This is a genomic window from Kitasatospora brasiliensis, assembly GCF_032654805.1.
Classification (GTDB): domain Bacteria; phylum Actinomycetota; class Actinomycetes; order Streptomycetales; family Streptomycetaceae; genus Kitasatospora; species Kitasatospora brasiliensis.
This window is the reverse complement of the sequence record NZ_JAUOOW010000010.1, coordinates 45,035-66,896: the sequence shown is the minus strand read 5'-3', so window position 1 is coordinate 66,896 and position 21,862 is coordinate 45,035. Positions and strand designations below refer to the sequence as shown.

At 72.5% G+C, this 21,862-nt stretch carries 16 protein-coding genes, 1 tRNA gene, 1 other RNA gene, 1 pseudogene and 1 riboswitch; of the genes and pseudogenes, 3 read left to right on the top strand and 16 right to left on the bottom strand.

All coding sequences use genetic code 11. From position 1 onward, the window contains the following. Nucleotides 1-286: 286 nt before the first annotated feature. A complete protein-coding gene (locus QWJ13_RS31870; RefSeq protein WP_316528938.1) occupies nt 287-1,561 on the top strand; it encodes a polysaccharide deacetylase family protein in 1,275 nt (424 codons plus the stop codon). A gap of 22 nt (nt 1,562-1,583) precedes the next feature. On the opposite strand, the gene QWJ13_RS31865 is transcribed toward QWJ13_RS31870, so the two are convergent. Continuing rightward, nucleotides 1,584-3,023 (bottom strand): MFS transporter, encoded by a 1,440-nt coding sequence (locus QWJ13_RS31865; RefSeq protein WP_316528937.1) that lies wholly within the window; start codon nt 3,021-3,023, stop codon nt 1,584-1,586. Between the two features lie 95 nt (nt 3,024-3,118). Then, complete coding sequence (locus tag QWJ13_RS31860) at nt 3,119-3,433, bottom strand: DMT family transporter (protein WP_316528936.1); 315 nt, start codon at nt 3,431-3,433, stop codon at nt 3,119-3,121. A 43-nt stretch (nt 3,434-3,476) separates the two neighbouring features. Continuing rightward, nucleotides 3,477-3,542, bottom strand: a riboswitch (guanidine-III (ykkC-III) riboswitch). A gap of 84 nt (nt 3,543-3,626) precedes the next feature. Here QWJ13_RS31860 and QWJ13_RS31855 point away from each other — a divergent pair. Beyond that, nucleotides 3,627-3,698, top strand: a tRNA-Cys gene (locus tag QWJ13_RS31855). A gap of 76 nt (nt 3,699-3,774) precedes the next feature. On the opposite strand, the gene QWJ13_RS31850 is transcribed toward QWJ13_RS31855, so the two are convergent. The 6 genes and pseudogenes from QWJ13_RS31850 to QWJ13_RS31825 all read right to left on the bottom strand — a co-directional run bounded on the left by QWJ13_RS31850 (nt 3,775) and on the right by QWJ13_RS31825 (nt 11,089). Then, nucleotides 3,775-6,102, bottom strand: coding sequence for a xanthine dehydrogenase family protein molybdopterin-binding subunit (locus QWJ13_RS31850; protein ID WP_316528935.1), 2,328 nt, complete (start codon nt 6,100-6,102; stop codon nt 3,775-3,777). A 578-nt stretch (nt 6,103-6,680) separates the two neighbouring features. Next, nucleotides 6,681-7,214: pseudogene (locus tag QWJ13_RS31845) on the bottom strand ((2Fe-2S)-binding protein); the annotation flags it as partial. Nucleotides 7,215-7,285: 71 nt separating this feature from the next. Beyond that, nucleotides 7,286-8,152: an FAD binding domain-containing protein gene (locus tag QWJ13_RS31840; RefSeq protein ID WP_316529260.1), complete on the bottom strand. Its 867-nt coding sequence runs from the start codon at nt 8,150-8,152 to the stop codon at nt 7,286-7,288. A gap of 314 nt (nt 8,153-8,466) precedes the next feature. Continuing rightward, on the bottom strand, nt 8,467-10,077 hold the full coding sequence (locus QWJ13_RS31835) for a beta-N-acetylhexosaminidase (protein ID WP_316528934.1): 1,611 nt from the start codon (nt 10,075-10,077) through the stop codon (nt 8,467-8,469). Between the two features lie 85 nt (nt 10,078-10,162). After that, nucleotides 10,163-10,441, bottom strand: a complete 279-nt coding sequence (locus QWJ13_RS31830; RefSeq protein WP_316528933.1) for a DUF3039 domain-containing protein — start codon at nt 10,439-10,441, stop codon at nt 10,163-10,165. Nucleotides 10,442-10,504: 63 nt separating this feature from the next. Further along, nucleotides 10,505-11,089 (bottom strand): YqgE/AlgH family protein, encoded by a 585-nt coding sequence (locus QWJ13_RS31825; protein WP_316528932.1) that lies wholly within the window; start codon nt 11,087-11,089, stop codon nt 10,505-10,507. 302 nt (nt 11,090-11,391) lie between these two features. Here QWJ13_RS31825 and murA point away from each other — a divergent pair, with 302 nt between their 5' ends. Then, nucleotides 11,392-12,732: a UDP-N-acetylglucosamine 1-carboxyvinyltransferase gene (gene murA / locus QWJ13_RS31820; RefSeq protein WP_316528931.1), complete on the top strand. Its 1,341-nt coding sequence runs from the start codon at nt 11,392-11,394 to the stop codon at nt 12,730-12,732. A 73-nt stretch (nt 12,733-12,805) separates the two neighbouring features. Here murA and QWJ13_RS31815 read toward each other — a convergent pair whose 3' ends face one another. The 8 genes from QWJ13_RS31815 to ftsE form a co-directional block, all read right to left on the bottom strand. Continuing rightward, a complete protein-coding gene (locus QWJ13_RS31815; RefSeq protein ID WP_030242980.1) occupies nt 12,806-13,090 on the bottom strand; it encodes an HU family DNA-binding protein in 285 nt (94 codons plus the stop codon). A gap of 508 nt (nt 13,091-13,598) precedes the next feature. Further along, nucleotides 13,599-15,071: an NAD-dependent malic enzyme gene (locus QWJ13_RS31810; RefSeq protein ID WP_316528930.1), complete on the bottom strand. Its 1,473-nt coding sequence runs from the start codon at nt 15,069-15,071 to the stop codon at nt 13,599-13,601. A 356-nt stretch (nt 15,072-15,427) separates the two neighbouring features. Beyond that, the gene (locus QWJ13_RS31805) at nt 15,428-17,731 is read right to left on the bottom strand and encodes a HelD family protein (RefSeq protein WP_316528929.1); all 2,304 of its coding nucleotides are present in this window, start codon (nt 17,729-17,731) and stop codon (nt 15,428-15,430) included. A 153-nt stretch (nt 17,732-17,884) separates the two neighbouring features. Then, nucleotides 17,885-18,266: a transfer-messenger RNA gene (ssrA, locus tag QWJ13_RS31800) on the bottom strand. Between the two features lie 86 nt (nt 18,267-18,352). Next, nucleotides 18,353-18,829: an SsrA-binding protein SmpB gene (smpB, locus tag QWJ13_RS31795; RefSeq protein ID WP_316528928.1), complete on the bottom strand. Its 477-nt coding sequence runs from the start codon at nt 18,827-18,829 to the stop codon at nt 18,353-18,355. A gap of 44 nt (nt 18,830-18,873) precedes the next feature. Continuing rightward, on the bottom strand, nt 18,874-20,010 hold the full coding sequence (locus QWJ13_RS31790; protein ID WP_316528927.1) for a S41 family peptidase: 1,137 nt from the start codon (nt 20,008-20,010) through the stop codon (nt 18,874-18,876). A gap of 111 nt (nt 20,011-20,121) precedes the next feature. After that, nucleotides 20,122-21,033, bottom strand: a complete 912-nt coding sequence (gene ftsX, locus QWJ13_RS31785) for a permease-like cell division protein FtsX (protein ID WP_316528926.1) — start codon at nt 21,031-21,033, stop codon at nt 20,122-20,124. A gap of 78 nt (nt 21,034-21,111) precedes the next feature. Continuing rightward, nucleotides 21,112-21,801 carry a cell division ATP-binding protein FtsE gene (gene ftsE, locus QWJ13_RS31780; RefSeq protein WP_049653434.1) on the bottom strand — a complete coding sequence of 230 codons (690 nt, stop codon included), beginning with the start codon at nt 21,799-21,801 and terminating at the stop codon, nt 21,112-21,114. Nucleotides 21,802-21,862 lie beyond the last annotated feature (61 nt).

The window sequence follows — 21,862 nt, the reverse complement described above, 5'->3', positions numbered from 1 at the left end:
GGCTGCCCGGTCACGGAGTGCGACGGCCGCTCCGTGGGGGCGCTCGCCGCCGGACCACGCCCGACACGAGCTATCGACGGTCGGCGGGCCCGTTCGGTTGCGTCGTCCGGTAGCGTCGTTCGGTTGCGTCGTTCGGGGGGATCGCCTGCGGCCCCCGCTGCGCCTCTCCGGCCCTCCCCGCCCCCGTGCCATGCTGACCCGGTCGCGGACGCCGGCACCCACGCGCCCCGCCGGACTCCTCGGCCCGCACCGCCCGCCGAACGCCGCCCCCACGAACGGAGTGCCCATGGACGCCCTCTCCCGCCGCACCCTGCTGGCGGCCGGCGCCGCCACCGCCGCCACCCTGGCGGCCGGCTGCGGCAGCAACCACGCGGGCAGCGGGCAGCGGGCGACCGGCGCCGCCGTCCCGCCGACGGGCGCGGCCGACGAGCCGGGCGACACCCCCACCCCGGCGCCCCCGGCCCCCAAGGCGCAGGCCGTCCTGATCGGCGACGGCTCCACCTCGGACACCGGCCCGCAGCCGAACCAGCCCTCCGTCGACCGCTTGCAGCCCGGCCGGCGCCCGCCGCAGTTCGTGGTCTTCTCCTGGGACGGCGCCGGCGAGCTCGACAACGGGCTGTTCGCCCGCTTCCGCCGGCTGGCCCAGGAGCACGACGCGAAGATGACCTTCTTCCTCAGCGGCCTCTACCTGCTGCCGGAGTCCAAGAAGGAGCTCTACCGCCCGCCGCAGCACAAGGCCGGCGCCTCCGACATCGGCTACCTGAGCGACCAGCACATCCGCGACACCCTGGAGAACGTGCACGAGGCCTGGCTGGAGGGCCACGAGATCGGGACCCACTTCAACGGCCACTTCTGCGGCTCCACCGGCGTCGGCGCGTGGTCCCCGGAGGAGTGGGACAGCGAGATCCAGCAGGCGATGGACTTCGTGACGAACTGGCGCACCAACACCGGCTTCACCGACCTGCCGCCGCTGCCGTTCGACTACGGCAGGGAGCTGATCGGCAGCCGCACCCCCTGTCTGGAGGGCCAGCGCAACCTGCTGCCCACCGCGGTCAAGCGCGGCTGGCGCTACGACAGCAGCGGCAACGGCACCCAGGTGTGGCCGCAGAAGATCCAGGGCGGCGCGCTGTGGGACCTCCCGCTGCAGTCCATCCCGTTCCCCGGGCACACCTTCCAGGTGCTCTCGATGGACTACAACATCATGTACAACCAGTGCGGCCCCAACACCAAGGCCGACCCGGCGCTCTACCCGGGCTTCCAGTCCCAGGCCCGTGACTCGTACCTGATGGGCTTCGACCGCACGTACAACGGCAACCGGGCGCCGTACGTCATCGGCAACCACTTCGAGGAGTGGAACGGCGGCATCTACATGAACGCCGTGGAGGACGCCCTCCGGTCCATCGCGGGCAAGCCGGAGGTCCGGCTGGTCTCCTTCCGCCAGCTGGTCGACTGGCTGGACGCCCAGGACCCGGCGATGCTGCGCAAGCTCCAGACCCTCGCCCCGGGGCAGTCCCCGGCCGGCGGCTGGGAGTCCTTCCTGGGCTCCCCGGCGGGGGCCTGAACCCCAGCCGCCGGCCGACCCCTCAGGACCGGGCGCGGACCCGGCCGGAGAGCAGCGCTCCCAGCACGGTCACCCCGACGCTGGTCAGGAACACCACCGCGAAGGCGCCGGGCGACCCGGCGCCTTCCGCCGTGTCGTGCAGGGCCGCCACCGAGCCGCCGCCCAGCGCCGCGAACAGCACCCCGGCCAGGCCGGTGAGCAGCACGTTGCCCAGCGCGTCGCTCAGCTGGAGCGCGGCCGAGTTGGCGCCGGCGTCCTCCGGCCTGGAGAGCTTCATCATCAGCACGCTGACGGTCGCGATGGTCAGCCCCATCCCGAGGCCGCCGATGCCCCAGGCCACCGCGGCCACCCAGGCCGGCACCGCCGGGACGAGCACCAGCGCGGCGCCCCCGATCGCGACCGCGGTCAGCACGAAGCCGACCCGGATCATCGGCACCCGGTAGCGCTCGGCCCCCGGCCGCCCCTGGAGCCAGGAGCCCAGCGCCCAGGTGAGGCCGCCGCTGGTCAGGGTGAGTCCGGCGAGCGTCGGCGAGAGGCCGCGCTGGCTGGTCATCATCAGCGGGATGAACACCTCGGCGGAGAAGAACGCCCCCGCCGACACCCCGCGCAGCAGGATCACCGCCGGCAGTCCGCGCGCCGCGCGCAGCGTCCCGGCGGGCAGCAGCCCGAGGACGGCCGGCACCAGCAGCGCCGCCCCGGCCGCCCCGGGGATCAGCCCGATCAGGTCGAGGCGCTGGCCGGCGTACTGGACCAGTCCGGCGCCGGCCGCCGCCATCGCGGCCAGCCGGGTGCGGCGGCGGTCGAAGCCGCCGCCCTTGGCCACCGGGTGCTCGCGCTCGGAGCGGGCCAGCGCCGGGCCCATCACGGCCAGCGGCAGCAGGATCAGCGCCGGCACGGCGAGGAACACCCAGCGCCAGCCCAGGTGCTGGGTGACGGTCCCGGCGACCAGCGGGCCGACGATCGAGGGCAGCACCCAGGCCGAGGAGAAGGCCGCGAACACGGCCGGCCGCAGCCGCTCCGGGTAGGCCCGGCCGACCACCACGTACAGCGCGACGATCACCAGCCCGCCGCCCAGGCCCTGGATCGACCGGCCGCCGACGAACACCCACATCCCGGGCGCCGTCCCGGCCACCACCAGGCCGACGCCGAACACCGCGATGCCGGTGAACAGCGGCCGCATCGGGCCGCGCCGGTCGCACCACTGGCCGGAGACGACCAGGGCGAACAGGGTGCTGGTGAAGTAGCCGGAGAAGGCGAAGGCGTACAGCGAGACGCCGTGCAGTTCGCGGGCCGCCGTCGGCATCGCGGTGTTGACGGCCGTCGCCTCGAAGGCGATCACCAGGACCACCGAGACGATCCCCAGGGTCAGCGCGCGGAAGCGGCCGCCGAGCACCCCGCCGTCCGGGTCGTCGTCGAGGGTTATCGGCACGGGGTCGACCGAGGTGGGGGAAGCAGTGGTCATACATATTATCGTAAGGGCCGTCTACCTGGTTGACCCCTGACCTCGGTCGGTGATCGACTCGGTCCGTGGACCTAGTCCACGAGCCCGGGACCGGGTCAGTGCAGAACCTTCAGCCCCACCACGCCGGAGACGATCAGCAGCAGGCAGCCGATCCGGGCCACGGTCGCCGGATCACCCAGGACGGCCATCCCGTAGACCGCGGTGCCGACCGCCCCGATGCCGACCCAGACGGCATAGCCGGTACCGATCGGAATGGTGCGCATCGCATACGCCAGACCGCCCATGCTGAGCGTCACCGCGACGCCGAAGACGAGACTGGGAACGAGTCGGGTGAAGCCCTTGGACGATTCCAGGGCGACCGCCCAGACGGTCTCCAGGAAACCCGAGACGATCAGAACGAGCCAGGCCATGACGGTATACCTCCGCAGTCCACAGCGGCTGTGTTGCCGCTGAACTGCGCCGTCTTGTCGTCACCGGGTACGACGCGCTCGTCCGGGGTGGCGGGAATGCCGCCACCTGTCTTCGACCGTAGCACACACCGCCACGCAGAATTTACAAAGGGACATTGACCCGTCCCCCCGGATCGGCCACCATGAATTCACTGGCCGTGTGCCCGAGTGGTTGAGGGAACCGTCTGCAAAGCGGTACACGCGGGTTCGATTCCCGCCATGGCCTCAGGGAATGGGAATTGCCGGTCGACTTCCGAGAAGTCGGCCGGCAATTCCCATTGCGCATTCCAGGAGAGACCCGGTCAGGCCGTGACGGCGTCCTCCGCCCGGATCGGCAGCCGGCCGACCGGCAGACCGGTGGCGGCCCGGACGGCCGCGGCGACGGCCGCCGGGGCGACCACCGCGGGCACCGCGCCCACCGCCTTGGCCCCGAACGGGGCCACCACGTCGCGCTCCTCCAGCAGTGCGGCGATCCGCACCTCCGGGGTGTCCAGCGAGGTGGGCAGCCGGTAGCCGGTGAGCGAGGGGTTGCGCAGCACCCCTCCCTCGGTGTGCAGGTCCTCCAGCAGCGCCAGGCCCACGCCCTGCGCCACCCCCGCCTCGATCCGGTCCTCGATCTGGCGCGGGTTCAGCGCCCGGCCGACGTCCTGGGCGACCGTCATCTCGACCACCCGTACGGCACCGAGCTCGATGTCCACGTCCACCACCGCGCGCATCGCGCAGAACGAGATGGAGACGAAGGCGTCGCCCTGCCCGGACTCGTCCAGCGGCTCGGTGGGGTGCGGGCGGCACTGCGCGGTGGCCCACAGCTCCTTGCCCTCCAACGCCTCGGCGACCGGCATGCCGAGCACCCCGTCGTACGAGGTGATCTTGCCCTCGGAGATCTGGAGCAGCTCCACCGACATCCCGAAGTTCGCCGCGATCGGCTGCAACAGCTGGTGGCGGACCATCAGCGCGGCCCGCTCGACGGCGCCGCCGGAGACCCAGGTGTGCCGGCCGCGGGCGGACGGCCCGGCGATCGACTGGTCGCTGTCGGCCGGGGCGATGTAGACCTCGCTGACGCCCAGCACGGTCTGCACGATCTGCCGGGCCAGCGTGGCGAAGCCCTGCCCGGCGTCGACCGCCGCGCAGATCACCGTGGCGTGGTCCCCGCTGACCCGCACGGTCGCGGTGGAGACCTCGTCCTCGCCCTCGGCGCCCAGCATGTGCACCATGCCGACGGCGTAGCCGATGCCGCGCCGCACCGCCGCCGGGTCGCCCGCGCCGCCGGGCCCGCCGGGCAGCAGCCACTCGGCGTCCGGGTCGTCCACCGGCAGGGCCGGCAGCGGCTCCTCGGCGACCGCGTCCAGCAGGGCGCGCACCGGCGCCGGGCAGGTGACGGCCTGTCCGGTGGGCAGCGGGTCGCCGGTGGACATCGCGTTGCGGCGGCGGATCTCCACCGGGTCCACGCCGATCCGGGCGGCCAGCTGGTCCAGCTGCGACTCGTACGCGAAGCAGGCCTGGAGGGCTCCCTCGCCGCGCATCCGGCCGGCCGGCGGGTTGTTGGTGCGCACCGCCCAGGCGTCCACGAAGACGTTCGGGCAGACGTACGGGCCGACCGAGAAGGCCGTCGCGGCGGCCAGCGCCTCGGCGGAGACGTCCGCGTAGGCGCCGCCGTCCAGCAGGATCTGCGCCTCGACCTTCACCAGGGTGCCCTCGGCGTCGGCGTGGTGGCGGTAGCGCAGCAGCGCGGGGTGGCGCGAGGCGTGGGTGTGGAAGGACTCCTCGCGGGTGAGCGTCATCTTCACCGGGCGCCCGGTGCGCAGCGCCAGCAGCGCCAGGGTGACCTGGAAGGAGAGGTCCTCGCGGTCGGTGGTGGCGCCGGGCACGCCGGTGACCACCAGTCGGACCCGGTCCGGCTCCAGGCCGAGGCAGGCGGCGGTGCGGTCACGGTCGCCGTGCGGGTCGGTGGACGACAGGTGCAGCTCGACGCCGCCGTCCGGGCGCGGCACGGCCAGCCCGGCCTCGGCGCCCAGCGGGGCCGGGTCCTGCCGGCCGACCTGGTAGAGGCCCTCCACGACGATCTCGCCGACCGCGTCCGGGTCCCCGGTGCGCAGCGGCAGGTGACGGAACAGGTTGCCGTCCGGGTGCAGCGGCGGCGCGGTGAAGGCCTGCTCGGGGTCGGTGACGGCCTCCAGCGGCTCGTAGTCGACCGCGATCAGACCGACCGCCAGCCGGGCGGTGTCCGGGTGGTCGGCGGCCACCGCGGCGATCGGCTCGCCGTGGTGGCGCACCACGGCGGCGGCCAGCACCGGCCGGTCGGCGACGATCGGTCCGGCCGGGGCGCCGTCGGGGGTGCCGTCCGGGCCGGGCGGCAGGTCGGCGGCGGTGACCACGGCGTGCACGCCGGGCAGCGCCAGCGCGGCCGAGGTGTCGATGCCGCGGATCCGGGCGTGCGGGTGCGGCGAGCGCAGTACCGCGCCCCACAGCAGCCCCTCGGCCCACAGGTCGGCCGCGTACGGGTAGATGCCGAGCGCCTTGGGCAGCGCGTCGCTGCGCAGCGGGGAGCTGCCCAGGCCGATCGGCTCCGGTGCGCCGTCCTCGCCACCGTCCTGTTGGAGTGCTGCGCCGATGTCGGTAGGCGACGTCATGATGCGTGGTCGTCCTCGGGGAGCAGGATGCCGTGGGCGGGGGTGGCGCCGTACGGGACGCCGGCCGGGGCGCCGCCCTCGGCCGGGGCACCGTGCGGGTGCTGGGCGGCGTACGGGGTGCCGTGCGGGGGCGTGCCGTCGAAGACGGCCTCGGGCAACGGGGTGCCGTGCGCGGGGGTGGGCTGGTAGACCGGCGCGTCGTACACGCCGGTGTCGTAGCCGTTCTGCTGCTGGTGGCCGTCCGGGTAGGGCAGGTAGGTGCCGTGCGCGGGGGTGCCCTGGTACGGCTGCTCGGGGTAGCCCTGCGGCGGGTAGTACACCTGGTCCCCGGCGGCCTGGGCGGGGATGGCGTCCCGGATCGGGGCCAGCACGGTGGTGTCGTACACGCCGGTGTCGTAGCCGCCCTGGGGGTCGCCGTACGGCAGCCCGGCCGGGGCCGGCTCGGCGTGCTGCGGCTCGGCGTGCTGCTGCTGGGGGACGTGCTCGATCCAGGCCTCGGCGTCGGCGTAGACCGGCGGCTCGACGGGCAGTTCCGCGGGCCCCTCGACGGCCGCCGTCTCGACGGGCGGCGCCTCGGCGGCGGGCTCGGGAGCGGCTTCGGCGGCCTGCGTGGCGGCGGCCTCCTCCGCCTCCTCGGCCTCCAGCGCGCGGGCGTCCGCGACGGTCTGCACGGCGGCCAGCACGCCCCGGTAGCCGGTGCAGCGGCAGAGGTTGCCGCAGAGCGCCTGGCGGGCCTCGACCTCGGTGGGCCGGTGGTTGCGCTGGAGCAGGTCGTGCACCGCCATCGCCATGCCGGGGGTGCAGTAGCCGCACTGCACGGCGCCGGAGGCGGCCAGCGCCTGCTGGACGCCGCTCGCGCCGCCGGCGGCCGACAGGCCCTCGACGGTGTTGATCTCGCTGTCGGCGGCCAGCGCGGCGGGCACCAGGCAGCCGGCCACCAGCTGGCCGTCCACCTGCACCGAGCAGGCTCCGCACTCGCCCTGCTCGCAGCCGTCCTTGGCACCGGCCAGGCCGAGCCGCTCGCGCAGCACGTAGAGCAGGCTCTCGCCGATCCAGGCGTCGGTGACGGGCCGTTCGAAACCGTTGACCCGCAGCGTGTACGAGGCGCACGGGCGCATCTCGCGGGTGACCTGCGGGGAGAGGCCGAGCGGGTCGGCGTCGAGGGTCTCGATGGGGTCTGTGGTCACTTCAGCACCCTTCCCAGTGCCCGTCGGGCCAGCACCGATACGGTACGCCGCAACCGGACGGCGGCCGCGGTCGGCCCCTCGGTCACGGCTTCCCAGGAGCCCTCGGCACCGTAGTTGTCGGGGACGCAGGCGGCGGCCACGTACTCGCCGAAGGCGGCGGCCGCGACCGGGTCGATCTCCCGGCTGCCGTCCCAGTCGATGCAGCCGGCCACCCAGGCCTCGGCCTCCAGCGGGCGCAGCGGCACCGGCGCGACGGCCCCGACGGCGCAGCGCACCGAGCGCCGGGCCGGGTCGAGGACGAGGGCGACGGAGGCGGTGGCGCGGGCCGGGCCGCTGCGACCGGTGGCCTTGAGGAAGACCTGCGGGGCGTGCAGCAGCGGGACGCGCACCCAGGTGAGCAGTTCGCCGGGGCGCACCGGGTCGAGCCCGGTGAGCAGGTGACTGACCGGCACCTCGCGGCTGCCGCCGGCCCTCGTGAGGGTGACGGCGGCCTCCAGCGCGGTGAGCACCGGGAGGGTGTCGCCGGCCGGCGCCGCGGTGACGATGTTTCCGCCGAGGGTGCCGACGTTGCGGACCTGCGGCGGGCCGGCGGTGCGGGCGGCGTCGGCGAGCGCGGGGATGAGCGCGGCGAAGTCGGGGCGGTCCATCCGGGCGTGGGTGAGTCCGGCGCCGAGGACCGCGGTACCGCCGTCCTCGTAGCGCCAGCCGCGCAGTTCGGTGATCCGGCCGAGGCCGACCAGGGCCGCGGGGCGCAGCCGTCCGGCGTTGACGGCCTCCATCAGGTCGGTGGCTCCGGCCACCGGTACCGCGGCCGGGGCGGCGGCCAGCGCGTCGACGGCCTCGTCGAGGGAGGCCGGCAGCATGATCGTCCGGTTCACCTGGGTCCCACCGTGCTCCACTTGCTCATCGATCGCCTGCCGCCCGCCGGCCGTCGGCCGTGCTGTCCTGCGTCAGCAGCCCGGCCTGGCCCGTAGGGTACGGGCGATCGGGCCGGGTTGGGCAACTCTGGCACACAATGCTCGATGATCACTTCGGGACCGGTGAACGGGACTGCCCGTTTGGGACCGATACCGGGCGGTATCTGCCCCGACCCGCTCTGGGTCAGGGCAGATGTTCATCAGTTCTTGACGTCGGATGACCGCTCAGAAGTTCCCGGTGAGTACGACGAACACACCGGTCAGCGCACCGGCGGCGGCCCCTCGATCGGGCGGCCCAGCACCCCGGGCCGGCGCTGCCACGGGTGCGGCCCGCCGGCCGGGCGGTACTCGACGCCGAGCGCGTCCAGCGCCCTCAGGTGCGTCGTCAGCCGCCGCTCGAAGCCGGCGAAGTCCCGCTCGGCCGGCTCGGCGGGCAGCTCGGACCAGGCGACCTCGGCGAAGGCGACCAGCCGGGGGAAGGCCCGGTAGTCGATGTCCCGGGCGCTGTCCATGAACTCGCTCCACAGGTTGGCCTGGGTGCCGATCACGTGCCGGGCGGCGGCCTCGTCCAGCTGCTTCGGGACCGGCTCGAACCGGTAGACGTCCTCCAGGGTGCGCACGAAGCCGACCGGGATCGGCTCGTCCGGGCCGTCCGCCTGCCGGTGGTCGAAGTAGACGTGCTGCTCCGGGCACATCACCACGTCGTGCCCGGCCTTCGCGGCGGCGATCCCGCCGCCGAAGCCGCGCCAGGAGGAGACGGCGGCGCCCGGCGCGAGCCCGCCCTCCAGGATCTCGTCCCAGCCGATCAGCCGGCGGCCGCGCTCGGCCAGCCAGCGGTCGAAGTGCCGGATGAGGTGGCTCTGCAACTCGTCCTCGTTGGCCAGGCCCAGCTCGCGGATCCGCTCCTGGGCGGCGGCGCTGTCCTTCCACTGCTCCTTGGGGCACTCGTCGCCGCCGAGGTGGACGAACTCGGACGGGAAGAGCTCCAGGACCTCCTCCAGCACGCCCTCGAAGAAGCGCAGGGTCTCCTCGGAGGCGTTGAGCACGTTGTGGCTCACCCCCCAGTCGCTCCAGACGCCGAGCGCCGCGGTGTCCACCACGTCGGTGTTGCCCAGCTCGGGGTAGGCGGCGACGGCGGCCTGGGTGTGGCCGGGCAGGTCGATCTCCGGGACGACGGTGACCCCGCGCGCGGCCGCGTAGGCGACGATCTCGCGCAGGTCCTCCTGGGTGTAGTACCCCCCGTGCGGGCGGTCGTCGCGGCGCTGCCCGGCCCGGTAGCCGACCATCGAGCGCTCCCGCCAGGCGCCGCGTTCGGTCAGCCTCGGGTAGCGCTTGATCTCCACCCGCCAGCCCTGGTCGTCGGTCAGGTGCAGGTGCAGCACGTTGAGCTTGTGCGCGGCGAGCAGGTCGACGAAGCGCAGCACGTCCGACTTGGGCAGGAAGTGCCGGGCGACGTCGAGCAGCGCGCCGCGCCAGCCGAACCGGGGCGCGTCGGCGATGTCGGCGCCGGGCAGCACCCAGCCCTCGTGGCGCAGCGGCGAGCGGCGGTAGGCGTCCGGCCCGAGCAGCTGGCGCAGGGTCTGCGCGCCCCACAGCGCCCCGGCCGGGCCGCCCGCGGCGAGCAGGGCGTGGCCGGGGCGCACCGTGATCCGGTACGCCTCGGCGGCCAGCGACTCGTCCAGGACCAGTTCGATGCCCCCGCCCGGCCGGCCGGGGCCGAGCGGCAGCCCGGTGGCGGCCGACAGGGTGGCCCGCAGCCAGCGCTCGGCGTCGGCCAGCGCGGGGGGTGCGGTCAGCGTGGTGGCGACGTCGAGCGGATAGTCCTCGTCCGGGCGGCGGACGGCACTCGAAGGTGCGGGAATGAGGTCCATTCCGACATCCTGCCCACCCCCGGAACGATTGGCATAGACCACCCAGGAAACGCGGTGCTATGCAAAACGCGGTGGTGCGACCCGGTTACTTGTTCTCGCCGTCGCCGCCCTGCGGCTTGCCGATGCCGTCGTAGATCTCCTTGCACATCGGGCAGACCGGGTACTTCTTCGGGTCGCGCCCGGGCACCCACACCTTGCCGCAGAGCGCGACCACGGGAGACCCGGAGAGCGCGCTCTCCATGATCTTGTCCTTCTGGACGTAGTGCGCGAAGCGCTCGTGGTCGCCGTCCCCGTGGGACACCTGCGGGACGGGCTCGACCAGGGTGCCGGTGCCGAGGCCGCGCTCGGGCTCAAGAGTGCTCATGGGTGCCAAGTCTATGGGGGCCCCCGGAAACCCGGCCAGTGTCGCGCCGCCGGGGCCGCCGGCTCAGTTCATCGTCGGGTCGTCCGGGTAGGTCGCCAGCAGGGCGAGCGGGCCGCGCTGGCGGCGCAGCACGGAGCGCCACAGCCGCTCCGGCTCGGGGCTGGAGACGTCCCCCGGCTCGCAGTCCACCAGGTACCAGGCGCCGCTCTCCAGCTCCGTCTCCAGCTGCCCCGGCGACCAGCCGGCGTACCCGGCGAAGATCCGCAGGCTGCCCAGCTCGCCGGCCAGCACCTCGGGCGGCGCCTCCAGGTCCACCAGGCCGATCGCGCCGTGCACCCGGCGCCAGCCGAGCGGCTCGCCGGTGCCCGGCTCCCCCGGCGCCACGGCGAGGCCGAGCGCGGAGTCCAGCGCCACCGGGCCGCCCTGGAAGACCACGGCCGGCTGTCCGACGAGTCTGTTCCAGCCGTCCAGCACGCTGCCCACGTCGACCGGCGTGGGCCGGTTGAGGACAACGCCGAGCGCCCCCTCGGCATCGTGGTCGAGGAGCAGCACCACCGCCCGCGCGAAGTTCGGGTCGCTGAGCAGGGGCGTCGCGACGATCAGACGGCCGGTGTGGGACCGGCCTGCGTGCGAATGGGCCGCCGTCATGCCCACATGATCCCGCAGAACGGCACCGCTCGGCAGCGCAACACCCGGAAACCCGCCACGCCGGACGAACACCCGTACGGCCGTACCGGCGGGCGGTCGCGGGCCCGGAGAGAGCACCATCACGGGAGAGGCTCACGGGAACCGACGGCGCGCCTACTACCATCTACGTCTGGTGGACGCTCTTTACGGTGCCGACTCGGTTTCGCCGGGGGCCCGAACGCGCCCGTTTACGACCGGTCCACCACCGGCTCTCTCCCGGAGCCCTCCCCCCGACCCCTCTGGCACCCCGGATTGCGAGAACGATGACCGACGACGTCCTGCTGGTCCATGGCGGAAATCCGCTCGAAGGCGAGATCCGCGTCCGCGGTGCGAAGAACCTGGTGCCCAAGGCCATGGTCGCCGCCCTCCTCGGGCAGGGCCCCAGCAGACTGCGCAACGTCCCGGACATCCGTGACGTCAAGGTGGTCCGCGGCCTGCTCCAGCTGCACGGTGTGACCGTGCGCACCGGCGACGAGGACGGCGAGCTGATCCTCGACCCGTCCCACGTCGAGAGCGCCAACGTGGCCGACATCGACGCCCACGCCGGCTCCTCGCGGATCCCGATCCTGTTCTGCGGCCCGCTGCTGCACCGCCTCGGCCACGCCTTCATCCCGGGCCTGGGCGGCTGCGACATCGGCGGCCGTCCGGTCGACTTCCACTTCGAGGTGCTGCGCCAGTTCGGCGCGTCCATCGAGAAGCACCCCCAGGGCACCTACCTGGTCGCCCAGCAGCGGCTGCGCGGCACCAAGATCGAGCTGCCCTACCCCTCGGTCGGCGCGACCGAGCAGGTGCTGCTCACCGCCGTCCTCGCCGAGGGCGTCACCGAGCTGCGCAACGCGGCCATCGAGCCGGAGATCGTCGACCTGATCTGCGTGCTCCAGAAGATGGGCGCGATCATCACCCTGGGCACCGACCGCACCATCCTGATCACCGGTGTGGACGAGCTGAACGGCTACACCCACCGGGCCCTGCCGGACCGCCTGGAGGCGGCTTCCTGGGCCTGCGCGGCGCTGGCCACCAAGGGCGACATCTACGTCCGCGGCGCCCGCCAGCTGGAGATGATGACCTTCCTCAACACCTTCCGGAAGGTCGGCGGCGCCTTCGAGGTGGACGACGAGGGCATCCGCTTCTGGCACCCGGGCGGCGAGCTCAAGGCGATCGCCCTGGAGACCGACGTGCACCCCGGCTTCCAGACCGACTGGCAGCAGCCGCTGGTGGTCGCGCTGACCCAGGCCACCGGCCTGTCCATCGTCCACGAGACGGTGTACGAGTCGCGGCTCGGCTTCACCGGCGCGCTGAACCAGATGGGCGCGCACATCCAGCTCTACCGTGAGTGCCTGGGCGGCACCCCCTGCCGCTTCGGCGCCCGCAACTTCCTGCACTCCGCGGTCGTCTCCGGCCCGTCCAAGCTGATGGGCGCCGAGCTGGTCATCCCGGACCTGCGCGGCGGCTTCTCGTACCTGATCGCGGCGCTGGCGGCCGAGGGCACCTCGACCGTGCACGGCATCGACCTGATCAACCGCGGCTACGAGAACTTCATGGACAAGCTGCGCGACCTGGGCGCCCACGTCGAGCTGCCCAGCGAGCAGCTGGTCGACGCCTGACGGCCCCGGCACAACGGCGAGAGGCCGGGCTCCCCAGCGGGGAGCCCGGCCTCTCGGGCGTTCAAGGGGTGGCTCAGGCAGCGCCCTTGGCGGCTTCCTTCAGCTTCGAGCCGGCGCTCACCTTGGCGCTGTAGCCCGCGGCGATCTGGATCGGCTCGCCGGTCTGCGGGTTGCGCGCGGTGCGGGCAGCGCGGTGGGTGCGCTCGAAGGTCAGGAAACCGGGGATGGTGACCTTCTCGTCGCCCTTGGCGACGACCTCGCCGACGATCTCGGCGAAGGCGGCCAGAACGGCGTCGGCGTCCTTGCGGGTCACCTCGGCGCGCTCGGACAGCGCGGCCACCAGCTCACTGCGGTTCATGTGTACTCCTGTGGTCTGTTCGCTTGCGGTGTGCGGGGGCCCATCGGTGCTCCCACCGGGGGGCACCCGGATGGGCCGCAGGTCCGCACACTGTGCTCATGCAGGCAATGCGTGGTCGCAGGCCGGGTCCGTACCCGATGCCGCGCGCCGGAGCCGTCGAAGGCCCGCCCGCCCGCCTGGATACGAATCCTGCCCCGACCGGCCCCGAGAAAGCCAATCGGGCCCCGGACGAGCAACCCGAACATCGCCCGCCCGTTGGAGGTGTGACGCTCCGTCGGCTCCGGCGGACCGGGCGCGGGCGGCGGTCGGGACGACACGCCGGAAGACCAGGGGGACGTTCCGTACTTGTCGGACACGCCTGCCCCGTGCAGGGCTACGGTACGCCCTAGGACTGACAAGCCCAAACACGCCCCTCGCCCTTGTGTCGCAAGGGTTCGGGGCGAGCTGGGCGGGTATGACCGCTATTCGCACATTTGAGCGAACTACGACACGTCGCCCGATCCGGCCGTCAGAGCTTGACGGTGGGGAAGGCGGAGGTGTCGAGGGTGCCGACGATGCCAGGGGTCGGACGGGCCGGCGCGGGGGCCTCCTGGGCGCCGGCCAGGGCCGCCTCGCGCACCGCGGAGGCGACGGTCTTGGCGACGTCCTTGTGGAACACGCTGGGGATGATGTAGTTCGCGTTCAGCTCGTCGTCGGCCACGGTGGTGGCCAGCGCCCGGGCGGCGGCGATCATCATCTCGGTGTTGACGGTGCGGCTCTGGGCGTCCAGCAGGCCGCGGAAGACGCCCGGGAAGACCAGCACGTTGTTGATCTGGTTCGGGAAGTCGCTGCGGCCGGTGGCGACCACGGCGGCGGTCTGCCGGGCGATCGCCGGGTCGACCTCCGGGTCCGGGTTGGCCAGCGCGAAGACGATCGAGTCCTCGGCCATGGTGGCCAGGTCGTCGCCGTCCAGGACGTTCGGGGCCGAGACGCCGATGAAGACGTCGGCGCCCGCCACGGCCTCCTTGAGGCTGCCGGTACGGCCCGAGCGGTTGGTGTGCTCGGCGATCCAGCGCAGGCTGTCGTTGAGGTCCTCGCGGCCCTGGTGGACCACGCCGTGGACGTCCGCCACGGTGGCGTGCTCGACGCCGGCCGCCATCAGCAGCTTGAGGATCGCGGTGCCGGCGGCGCCGGCGCCCGACATCACCACGCGGATGTCGCCGATCTCCTTGCCGACCACCTTCAGCGCGTTGGTGAGGGCGGCCAGCACCACGATCGCGGTGCCGTGCTGGTCGTCGTGGAAGACCGGGATGTCCAGGGCCTCGCGCAGCCGGGCCTCGATCTCGAAGCAGCGCGGCGCGGAGATGTCCTCCAGGTTGATCCCGGCGAAGCCCGGGGCGATCGCCTTGACGATGGCGACGATCTCGTCGGTGTCCTGGGTGTCCAGGCAGATCGGCCAGGCGTCGATGCCGGCGAAGCGCTTGAACAGGGCCGCCTTGCCCTCCATGACCGGCAGCGCGGCCTCCGGGCCGATGTTGCCCAGGCCCAGCACCGCCGAGCCGTCGGTGACCACGGCGACGCTGTTGCGCTTGATGGTCAGCCGGCGGGCGTCCTCGGGGTTCTCCGCGATCGCCATGCAGACCCGGGCGACACCCGGGGTGTAGATCATGCTGAGGTCGTCACGGTTGCGGATCGGCAGCTTGGACGACATCTCGATCTTGCCGCCGAGGTGCATCAGGAAGGTGCGGTCCGAGACCTTGCCGATCGACACGCCATCGATCGCGCGCAGCTTCTCGACGATCTCCTCGCCATGGGCGACCGAGGAGGCCGCCACCGTGACGTCGATCCGCAGGGCCTCCAGGCCGGAGGCGGTGACGTCGAGGCCGGTCACCGACCCGCCGGAGGACTCCACGGCCGTGGTGATCGCGCTGACGGCGTTGCCCCGGGCCGGGACCTCCAGCCGCACCGTGATCGAGTTCGAGACACTGGGCACCGTCGCCATCGACGCTTCCTTCTTCCGTCTGTCCCGCAGGCTCAACATTTTGTTGAAGGCATCGCCTGCGCATGCTGGACCTCGATCGTCGCACCTTCCCAGGGTCACCCAGAAATAACGTTCATTGAGTGTGCGGACCCGACAACCGGACCGACCGCGGCCGGCCGACCGACGCTCACTCCTTGCCTCTCCCGGCCGATGCGTTACATTGGACAGGCACCGGCTCGATCCAAGCCCCCGGGCCCAACCTTCGTCCCTTCGAGGGACCACTTGCCGCGAGGCGAGCATGGCGGGTCGGTGTACTAAACGTCTGAAGGCCCCTCACCATCCGGTGAGGGGCCTTCTTCCGTAGGCCGTAGGGGCCGTCAGCCGTGCAGCAGCGCGGGCACGCCGGCCGCGTCCGGCAGGTCGTCCGGGCCGGAGAGCACGGTCAGCCGCTGGGTCGCGCGGGTCAGCGCCACGTACAGCACCCGCAGGCCGGCCTCCGACTCGCCGGCGATGCCGGTCGGGTCGGCCACCACGGTCGCGTCGTACTCCAGGCCCTTGGCCTCCAGGCTGCCCAGCGCCACCACGCGCTCGCCCAGGCCCTCGGCCCAGCCCGCGGCCTCCTCCCGGCGGTCCATCGGCACCACGATCGCCACGGTGCCGTCCACCTCGGTCAGCAGCCGCTCCAGCTCGGCCCGGGCGGCCTTGCCGAAGGCCTCCGGCGAGGGGTCGGTGACGGCCGCGAAGCGCGGCTCCACGCCCACGTGGCGCACCGCGCTCGGCGACGGGGTGCCCGGCGCGGCCAGCTCCAGCACCTTCGCCGCGACCTCGGCGATCTCGGCCGGGTTGCGGTAGTTCACGGTCAGCGTGAAGCGGCGGCGCTGCTTGCCGGAGAGCACCTCGTCCAGCGCGGCCTGGGCCTCCTGCGGGAACGGCCAGGAGGACTGCGCCGGGTCGCCGACGATCGTCCAGGTGGCCATCCGGGCCCGGCGGCCGATCATCCGCCACTGCATCGGGGTGAGGTCCTGCGCCTCGTCCACGATGATGTGGGCGTACTCGACCCGCTCGACCGGCCGGCGCTCACGCTGGCGGCTGTTGCGGTCGGCGAAGGTGGTGACCTCGTCCAGGCCGGTCAGCAGGTCCATCGCGTCCACCTCGCGGACCTTCGGCCGGGCCGGCTCGCCGAGCAGCACCTGGAGCTCGTCCACCAGCGCGACGTCGTGCGCGGACAGCGCGCCCGCGCCGTCGGCGGACAGGTGGCGCCAGGAGGCGGCCAGGAGGCGGGCCTCGTCCGGGGTGACGGCGCGGCGGGCGATCCGGTTGGTGTGCTTGTGCTGGCGGAGCGTGCCGAGCACCCGGCGCGGGGTCACGGTCGGCCACCAGGCGTCCAGGAAGTCCAGGAACGACGCCTCGTCCGAGACGTACTCGTCGAAGGACTCCTTCTCCTCCTGGCGCTGCTCGCGGCCGTAGTGGTCGGTGGGCTTCGGCAGGTCCCGGATCGCCTGCTGCCACAGCGCGTCCAGCAGCAGCCGGCGGGCGCGCGGGCGCAGCAGGTTCAGCGGGGTGCCGCCGGAGCCCACCACGTTGCCGCGCACGGCCTTCAGCCGGGAGGCGTCCAGCTTCAGCACCTCGCCGCGGGCGACGACCTTCAGCTCCTGCGGCGCGCCCAGCTCCAGCGCCGCGCGGGCGGCCCGGCGCAGCAGCTGCACCATCCGGGCCGAGCCCTTGACGCGGGCCGTCTCGGGGGTGTCGTAGGTGCCCGCCTCGATGCCGTCCACCAGCGAACCGACGGCCCGGATGGCGACCTGGCCCTCCTCGCCGAGCGCGGGCAGCACGCCCTCGGTGTAGGAGACCAGCAGCGGGGTCGGCGAGACCACCAGGATGCCCCCGGCGTAGCGGCGGCGGTCCTGGTAGAGCAGGTAGGCGGCGCGGTGCAGGGCGACGGCGGTCTTGCCGGTGCCGGGGCCGCCGGTGACCAGGGTGGCACCCGCGGCGCCGGCCCGGATCACCTCGTCCTGCTCCTTCTGGATGGAGGAGACGATGTCGCGCATCGAGTGGCTGCGGGCGCGGCCCAGCGAGGCCATCAGCGCGCCGTCGCCGACCACGGCCAGCTCCTCGCCGTGCAGGGTCGGGGTGAGGTCGGGGCGCAGCAGGTCGTCCTCGACGCCGACCACCTTGCGACCCTTGGACCGGATCACCCGGCGGCGGATCACCCGGCCCGGCTCGACCGGGGTGGCGCGGTAGAACGGGGCGGCGGCGGGCGCGCGCCAGTCGATCACCAGTGGCCCGTACTCGGCGTCCAGCACGCCCAGCCGGCCGATGTGGAGGGTCTCGGCGACGGCCGGGTCGGCCGGGTCGAGCGGGGTGTTCGACGGGATGCCGTGCTCCTCCGGGGCGTCCGCCCGCTGGAGGTCGATCCGACCGAACAGGAAGTCCTCGAACTCGTTGTTCAACCGCTGGAGGTGGGCGCCGGCCCGGTAGACCTGGGCGTCGCGCTCGGCGAGCGCGCCGGGAGTGCCGACCTGGACCCGCTTGGCGGCGTCCTCCAGGATGTACTCGGCCTCGGCGAGCTTCTCCTCCAACCGGTGGTAGACGGTGTCGAGGTGCTGCTGCTCACCGGCGATCTCGCGGGTCCGGACGGTCTCGTGATCGGCGGCGGGGGTGGTGTCCGTGTTGCTCTGCATGGCCTCGGTGGTTGCGACGGAATCCGGCTCCGGAAAACGAGCGGACGGATGATCCTACGCCGCGAGCCCCGGGCCGCGCTGCTCCGGAACGTATAAAAATCCGAAGGCCGCCCTCCGCGCGAGCGGTGGACGGCCTTCGGTGTGAACATGGGGTGGTGGAGATGCCGGGAATCGAACCCGGGTCCAGTGGAGTTAATTCAGGGCTTCTCCGAGCGCAGTCCGCTGTGCTTTTCTCGGCCCTGGCAGTCACACGGACAAGCTGCCAACAGGCCCAGCTGCTGTTTGATTTCCCATCCACCCTCGCAGCCCGGGTGGACGGTTGAGTTCCCTAGATTATGCCAGGATCCGGGTCGGGAACTTCCCGGGCTGACACCCAAGCGCTATCGGTGCTTATTAGGCAGCGAGAGCGAACTGCTGGGAATCGCGCTTAGAGTTGGCGATTATTTTTTTGCGACACGTGGTTAACGAGATCATTGCCGCGTTCCTCGGCTCGCTTCCCCTGTTTCAACATCCCCTGTCGAAACCGATCATCCCCATGTTTTGTTGAGAAACAGCTCGGACGGTGATCGTCCGTGGTGCTTGAGCCATCGTACGCGAGCCGACGGCCGAGGGTCCAGCGGATTAACGCTGGCGGCGTCGGGCGGCCGCCACCGCGCGGGCCGTCTCGCGGGTGTCCTGCTTCTCGCGCAGCGTCTGGCGCTTGTCGTACAGCTTCTTGCCGACCGCGAGCGCCAGTTCGAGCTTCACCCGGCCGTCCTTGAAGTACAGCGAGAGCGGGACCAGGGTGTGGCCCGCGTCGCGGACCTTGCTCTCGATCTTGTGGATCTCCATCCGGTGCAGCAGCAGCTTGCGCTTGCGCCGGGCCGCGTGGTTGGTCCACGTCCCCTGGGTGTACTCGGGGATGAAGATGTTGTCGATCCACGCCTCGTGGTCCTGGATGTAGGCGTAGCCGTCGACCAGGTTCGCCCTCCCCTCGCGCAGCGACTTGACCTCGGTGCCGGTGAGTACGAGACCGCACTCGTAGGTGTCGAGGATGGTGTACTCGTGTCGCGCCTTCTTGTTCTGCGCGATCAGCTTCTGTCCGGTTTCCTTTGCCATAGCGCGGTCATTCTCGCACTTCGGTGCCGGATCGGTCAGCTGCTTTAGGCCCGGGTGCCGAGCCCCGCGAGGACCCGCTGGGCGAGCTGGTCGGCCTCCTCGCCGGACCCGGCCGGGACGTCGGGGGTGAGGCCGGTGCCGTCCGGGGAGCGGCCGGCCGGGGTGTAGTAGCGGCCGACGGTCAGCTCCAGCACGGCGCCGTCGGCGAGCCGGCTGGGCTGCTGGACGGTGCCCTTGCCGAAGGTGCGCGAGCCCACCACCACGGCGCGGCTGCGGTCCTGGAGGGCGCCGGCGAGCAGTTCGGCGGCGCTCATCGTGCCGCCGTCCACCAGCACCACCAGTGGGGTGCGCTGGTCGCCGCCGGGCGGGGCGGTCAACTCCCTGGTCTCGCCGCGCTCCAGGTACGAGCCGACGGGGCCGCCGTCCAGGAAGATCCCGGCGGTGCCGGCCGCCTCGTCGACCAACCCCCCGGAGTTGCCGCGCAGATCGAGCACCACGCCGGAGTGCGGGGCGCGCAGCGCGGCGCGCACCTGGTCGGCCACGCCGCTGGTGAAGGCGCGTACGGTCACCCGCAGCACGCCCTTGGCCAGCTGCTCCGCGGTGACCTGCCGGCTGTCCAGCAGCACGCGCCGCAGCCGCAGTTCGCGCTCCTCGCCCTCGCCGCGACGGACGGTCAGGGTGACCTCGGAGCCGGCCCGGCGGTCCTCGCCCTGGCCGCGCAGCCGGGCGACCACCTCGGTGACCGGCAGGTGGTCGGCCTGGTCCTGGCCGACCCGCAGCAGCCGGTCGCCGGGGGCGATCCCGGCCGCGGCGGCCGGGCCGTCCGGCGCGACCTGGGAGACCTCGGTGACGCCGTCCTGGCCGCGGCCGACCGAGAGGCCGACGCCCGGGTACCGGCCGTCCAGGCCCTGGCTGAACTCCGCGTACTCCTGGGCGCTGTAGTACGCGCCCCAGCGGTCGCCGCCGGCCGCGAGCAGGTGCTCGGCCTGCTGCTCGGACAGCGCGGCACCGGCCGGGTCCGTCGGGAGCCCCCCGGCCGCCGGGGCGGTGCCGGCGGGCGGCGGCGGCAGCGGGTCGTTCGGGTCGCCCCAGGCGCCGGTGGCCGCACCGGCCAGCAGCACGGCGCCGAACACCAGGCTGAGGGCGGCCACCTGACGTGTCCTGCGCGGAGTTTGCGGCATGTCACCGGAGTGTAGACACCGCGTCGTGCACGACGAACCGCGACGATGGGCCGCGGAACGCCGACGGCCCCGGACGGCGCAGTGCCGTCCGGGGCCGCCAGGGCGTCGGAATCAGACCTTGAGGTACTTGCGCAGCGTGAAGAACGCCGCGATTCCGGCCATGCCCATACCCACCACGATCAGCAGCGGTATCACCGCGAGCACCGAGCCGAGCCCGATGAAGTGGATGAACTGCACCCGGTCGGCCAGCCAGTTCTGGACGAAGAAGTGCCCGCCGATCAGCAGCCCGGAGGCCATCGCCGCGCCGAGCAGCGCCGAGAAGGCCGCCTCGGCGATGAACGGCATCTGGACGTAGAAGTTCGATGCGCCGACCAGGCGCATGATGCCGGTTTCGCGCCGTCGGCTGTACGCCGACACCCGGACGGTGTTGACGATCAGCAGCAGGGCCACGAAGAGCATCAGCACCATGATCACGAAGGCCGCCGTCTGGAGGCCGTTGAGCAGGCCGAACAGGTTCTCCAGGATCTTCCGCTGGTCCTCGACCGACTTGACGCCGGGCTTGCCGGCGAAGGCGCTCTGGATCACGTCGTACTTGGTCGGGTCGTTGAGCTTGACCCGCCAGGACTGCGGCATGGCGTCCGGGCCCAGGACGGAGATGAGCGGGTTGTCCGGGTTCATCTCCTTCCAGTGCTTGTACGCCTCGGCGGAGCTCTCGTACGTCGACGACTGGACCACGGAGGTCATCTTGTCCAGCTGGTCCTTGATGTCCTGGACCTGCTGGTCGGTGGCCGCGCCCTTGTCGCACTGGGGCGAGTTGCGGGCGTCCGCCTTGGTGCAGAAGTAGATGCTCACCTCGACCTTGTCGTACCAGTACCCCTTCATGGAGTTCACCTGGTCACGGACCAGGAGCGAGGAACCGGCGAGGGCGAGGGAGAGCGCGACGCTGACCACGACCGCGATGGTCATGGTCAGGTTGCGTCGGAGACCCACACCGATCTCCGACAGGACGAACTGGGCACGCATCGGGGAAACAACTCCAGGGTCGGTACTGCTCGGGTCTGGCGGTCCGGGCCGGCGGCCCCACGGGTCAGCGCTGGTCGGTCAGTGCTGGTACCCGTAGACACCGCGGGCCTGGTCGCGGACGAGCAGCCCCTTGTCGAGCTCGATGACGCGCTTGCGCATCTGGTCGACGATGGCCTGGTCGTGGGTGGCCATCAGCACCGTGGTACCGGTGCGGTTGATCCGGTCGAGCAGCTTCATGATGCCGACCGAGTTCTGCGGGTCGAGGTTGCCGGTCGGCTCGTCCGCGATGAGCAGCATCGGGCGGTTCACGAAGGCGCGGGCGATCGCCACGCGCTGCTGCTCACCACCGGACAGCTCACCCGGCATCCGGTCCTCCTTGCCGCCGAGGCCGACCAGCTCCAGCACCTCGGGCACCACCTTGTTGATGGCGCTCTTGGGCTTGCCGATCACCTCCAGGGCGAAGGCGACGTTCTGCGCGACCGTCTTGTTCGGCAGCAGGCGGAAGTCCTGGAAGACGGTGCCCAGCTGGCGGCGCATGTGCGGCACCTTCCAGTTGGACAGCTTGCCGAGGTCCTTGCCCAGCACGTGCACCGCACCCGTGGTGGGGCGCTCCTCGCGCAGGCACAGGCGCAGGAAGGTGGACTTCCCCGAGCCGGACGAGCCGACCAGGAAGACGAACTCACCCTTCTCGATCTCCAGCGAGACGTTGTCCAGGGCGGGACGGTTCTGCTTGGGATAGGTCTTGGAGACGTTGTCGAATCTGATCACGGCTGCATCACGGAGGCCATCCTAGGCGGCGCCAGTCCTCGGTCGATCCGCCCCGGAGGCC

What these genes read in the sequence shown, in the direction of transcription:
- QWJ13_RS31860 (WP_316528936.1), bottom strand. Translation starts at nt 3,433, where the DNA reads ATGGCCTGGCTCGTTCTGATCGTCTCGGGTTTCCTGGAGACCGTCTGG.
- QWJ13_RS31840 (WP_316529260.1), bottom strand. Translation starts at nt 8,152, where the DNA reads ATGCTGCCGGCCTCCCTCGACGAGGCCGTCGACGCGCTGGCCGCCGCC.
- murA (WP_316528931.1), top strand. Translation starts at nt 11,392, where the DNA reads ATGACCGACGACGTCCTGCTGGTCCATGGCGGAAATCCGCTCGAAGGC.
- QWJ13_RS31825 (WP_316528932.1), bottom strand. Translation starts at nt 11,089, where the DNA reads ATGACGGCGGCCCATTCGCACGCAGGCCGGTCCCACACCGGCCGTCTG.
- QWJ13_RS31815 (WP_030242980.1), bottom strand. Translation starts at nt 13,090, where the DNA reads ATGAACCGCAGTGAGCTGGTGGCCGCGCTGTCCGAGCGCGCCGAGGTG.
- smpB (WP_316528928.1), bottom strand. Translation starts at nt 18,829, where the DNA reads ATGGCAAAGGAAACCGGACAGAAGCTGATCGCGCAGAACAAGAAGGCG.
- QWJ13_RS31830 (WP_316528933.1), bottom strand. Translation starts at nt 10,441, where the DNA reads ATGAGCACTCTTGAGCCCGAGCGCGGCCTCGGCACCGGCACCCTGGTC.
- ftsX (WP_316528926.1), bottom strand. Translation starts at nt 21,033, where the DNA reads ATGCGTGCCCAGTTCGTCCTGTCGGAGATCGGTGTGGGTCTCCGACGC.
- QWJ13_RS31805 (WP_316528929.1), bottom strand. Translation starts at nt 17,731, where the DNA reads ATGCAGAGCAACACGGACACCACCCCCGCCGCCGATCACGAGACCGTC.
- QWJ13_RS31850 (WP_316528935.1), bottom strand. Translation starts at nt 6,102, where the DNA reads ATGACGTCGCCTACCGACATCGGCGCAGCACTCCAACAGGACGGTGGC.
- QWJ13_RS31835 (WP_316528934.1), bottom strand. Translation starts at nt 10,077, where the DNA reads ATGGACCTCATTCCCGCACCTTCGAGTGCCGTCCGCCGCCCGGACGAG.
- QWJ13_RS31865 (WP_316528937.1), bottom strand. Translation starts at nt 3,023, where the DNA reads ATGACCACTGCTTCCCCCACCTCGGTCGACCCCGTGCCGATAACCCTC.
- QWJ13_RS31870 (WP_316528938.1), top strand. Translation starts at nt 287, where the DNA reads ATGGACGCCCTCTCCCGCCGCACCCTGCTGGCGGCCGGCGCCGCCACC.
- QWJ13_RS31790 (WP_316528927.1), bottom strand. Translation starts at nt 20,010, where the DNA reads ATGCCGCAAACTCCGCGCAGGACACGTCAGGTGGCCGCCCTCAGCCTG.
- QWJ13_RS31810 (WP_316528930.1), bottom strand. Translation starts at nt 15,071, where the DNA reads ATGGCGACGGTGCCCAGTGTCTCGAACTCGATCACGGTGCGGCTGGAG.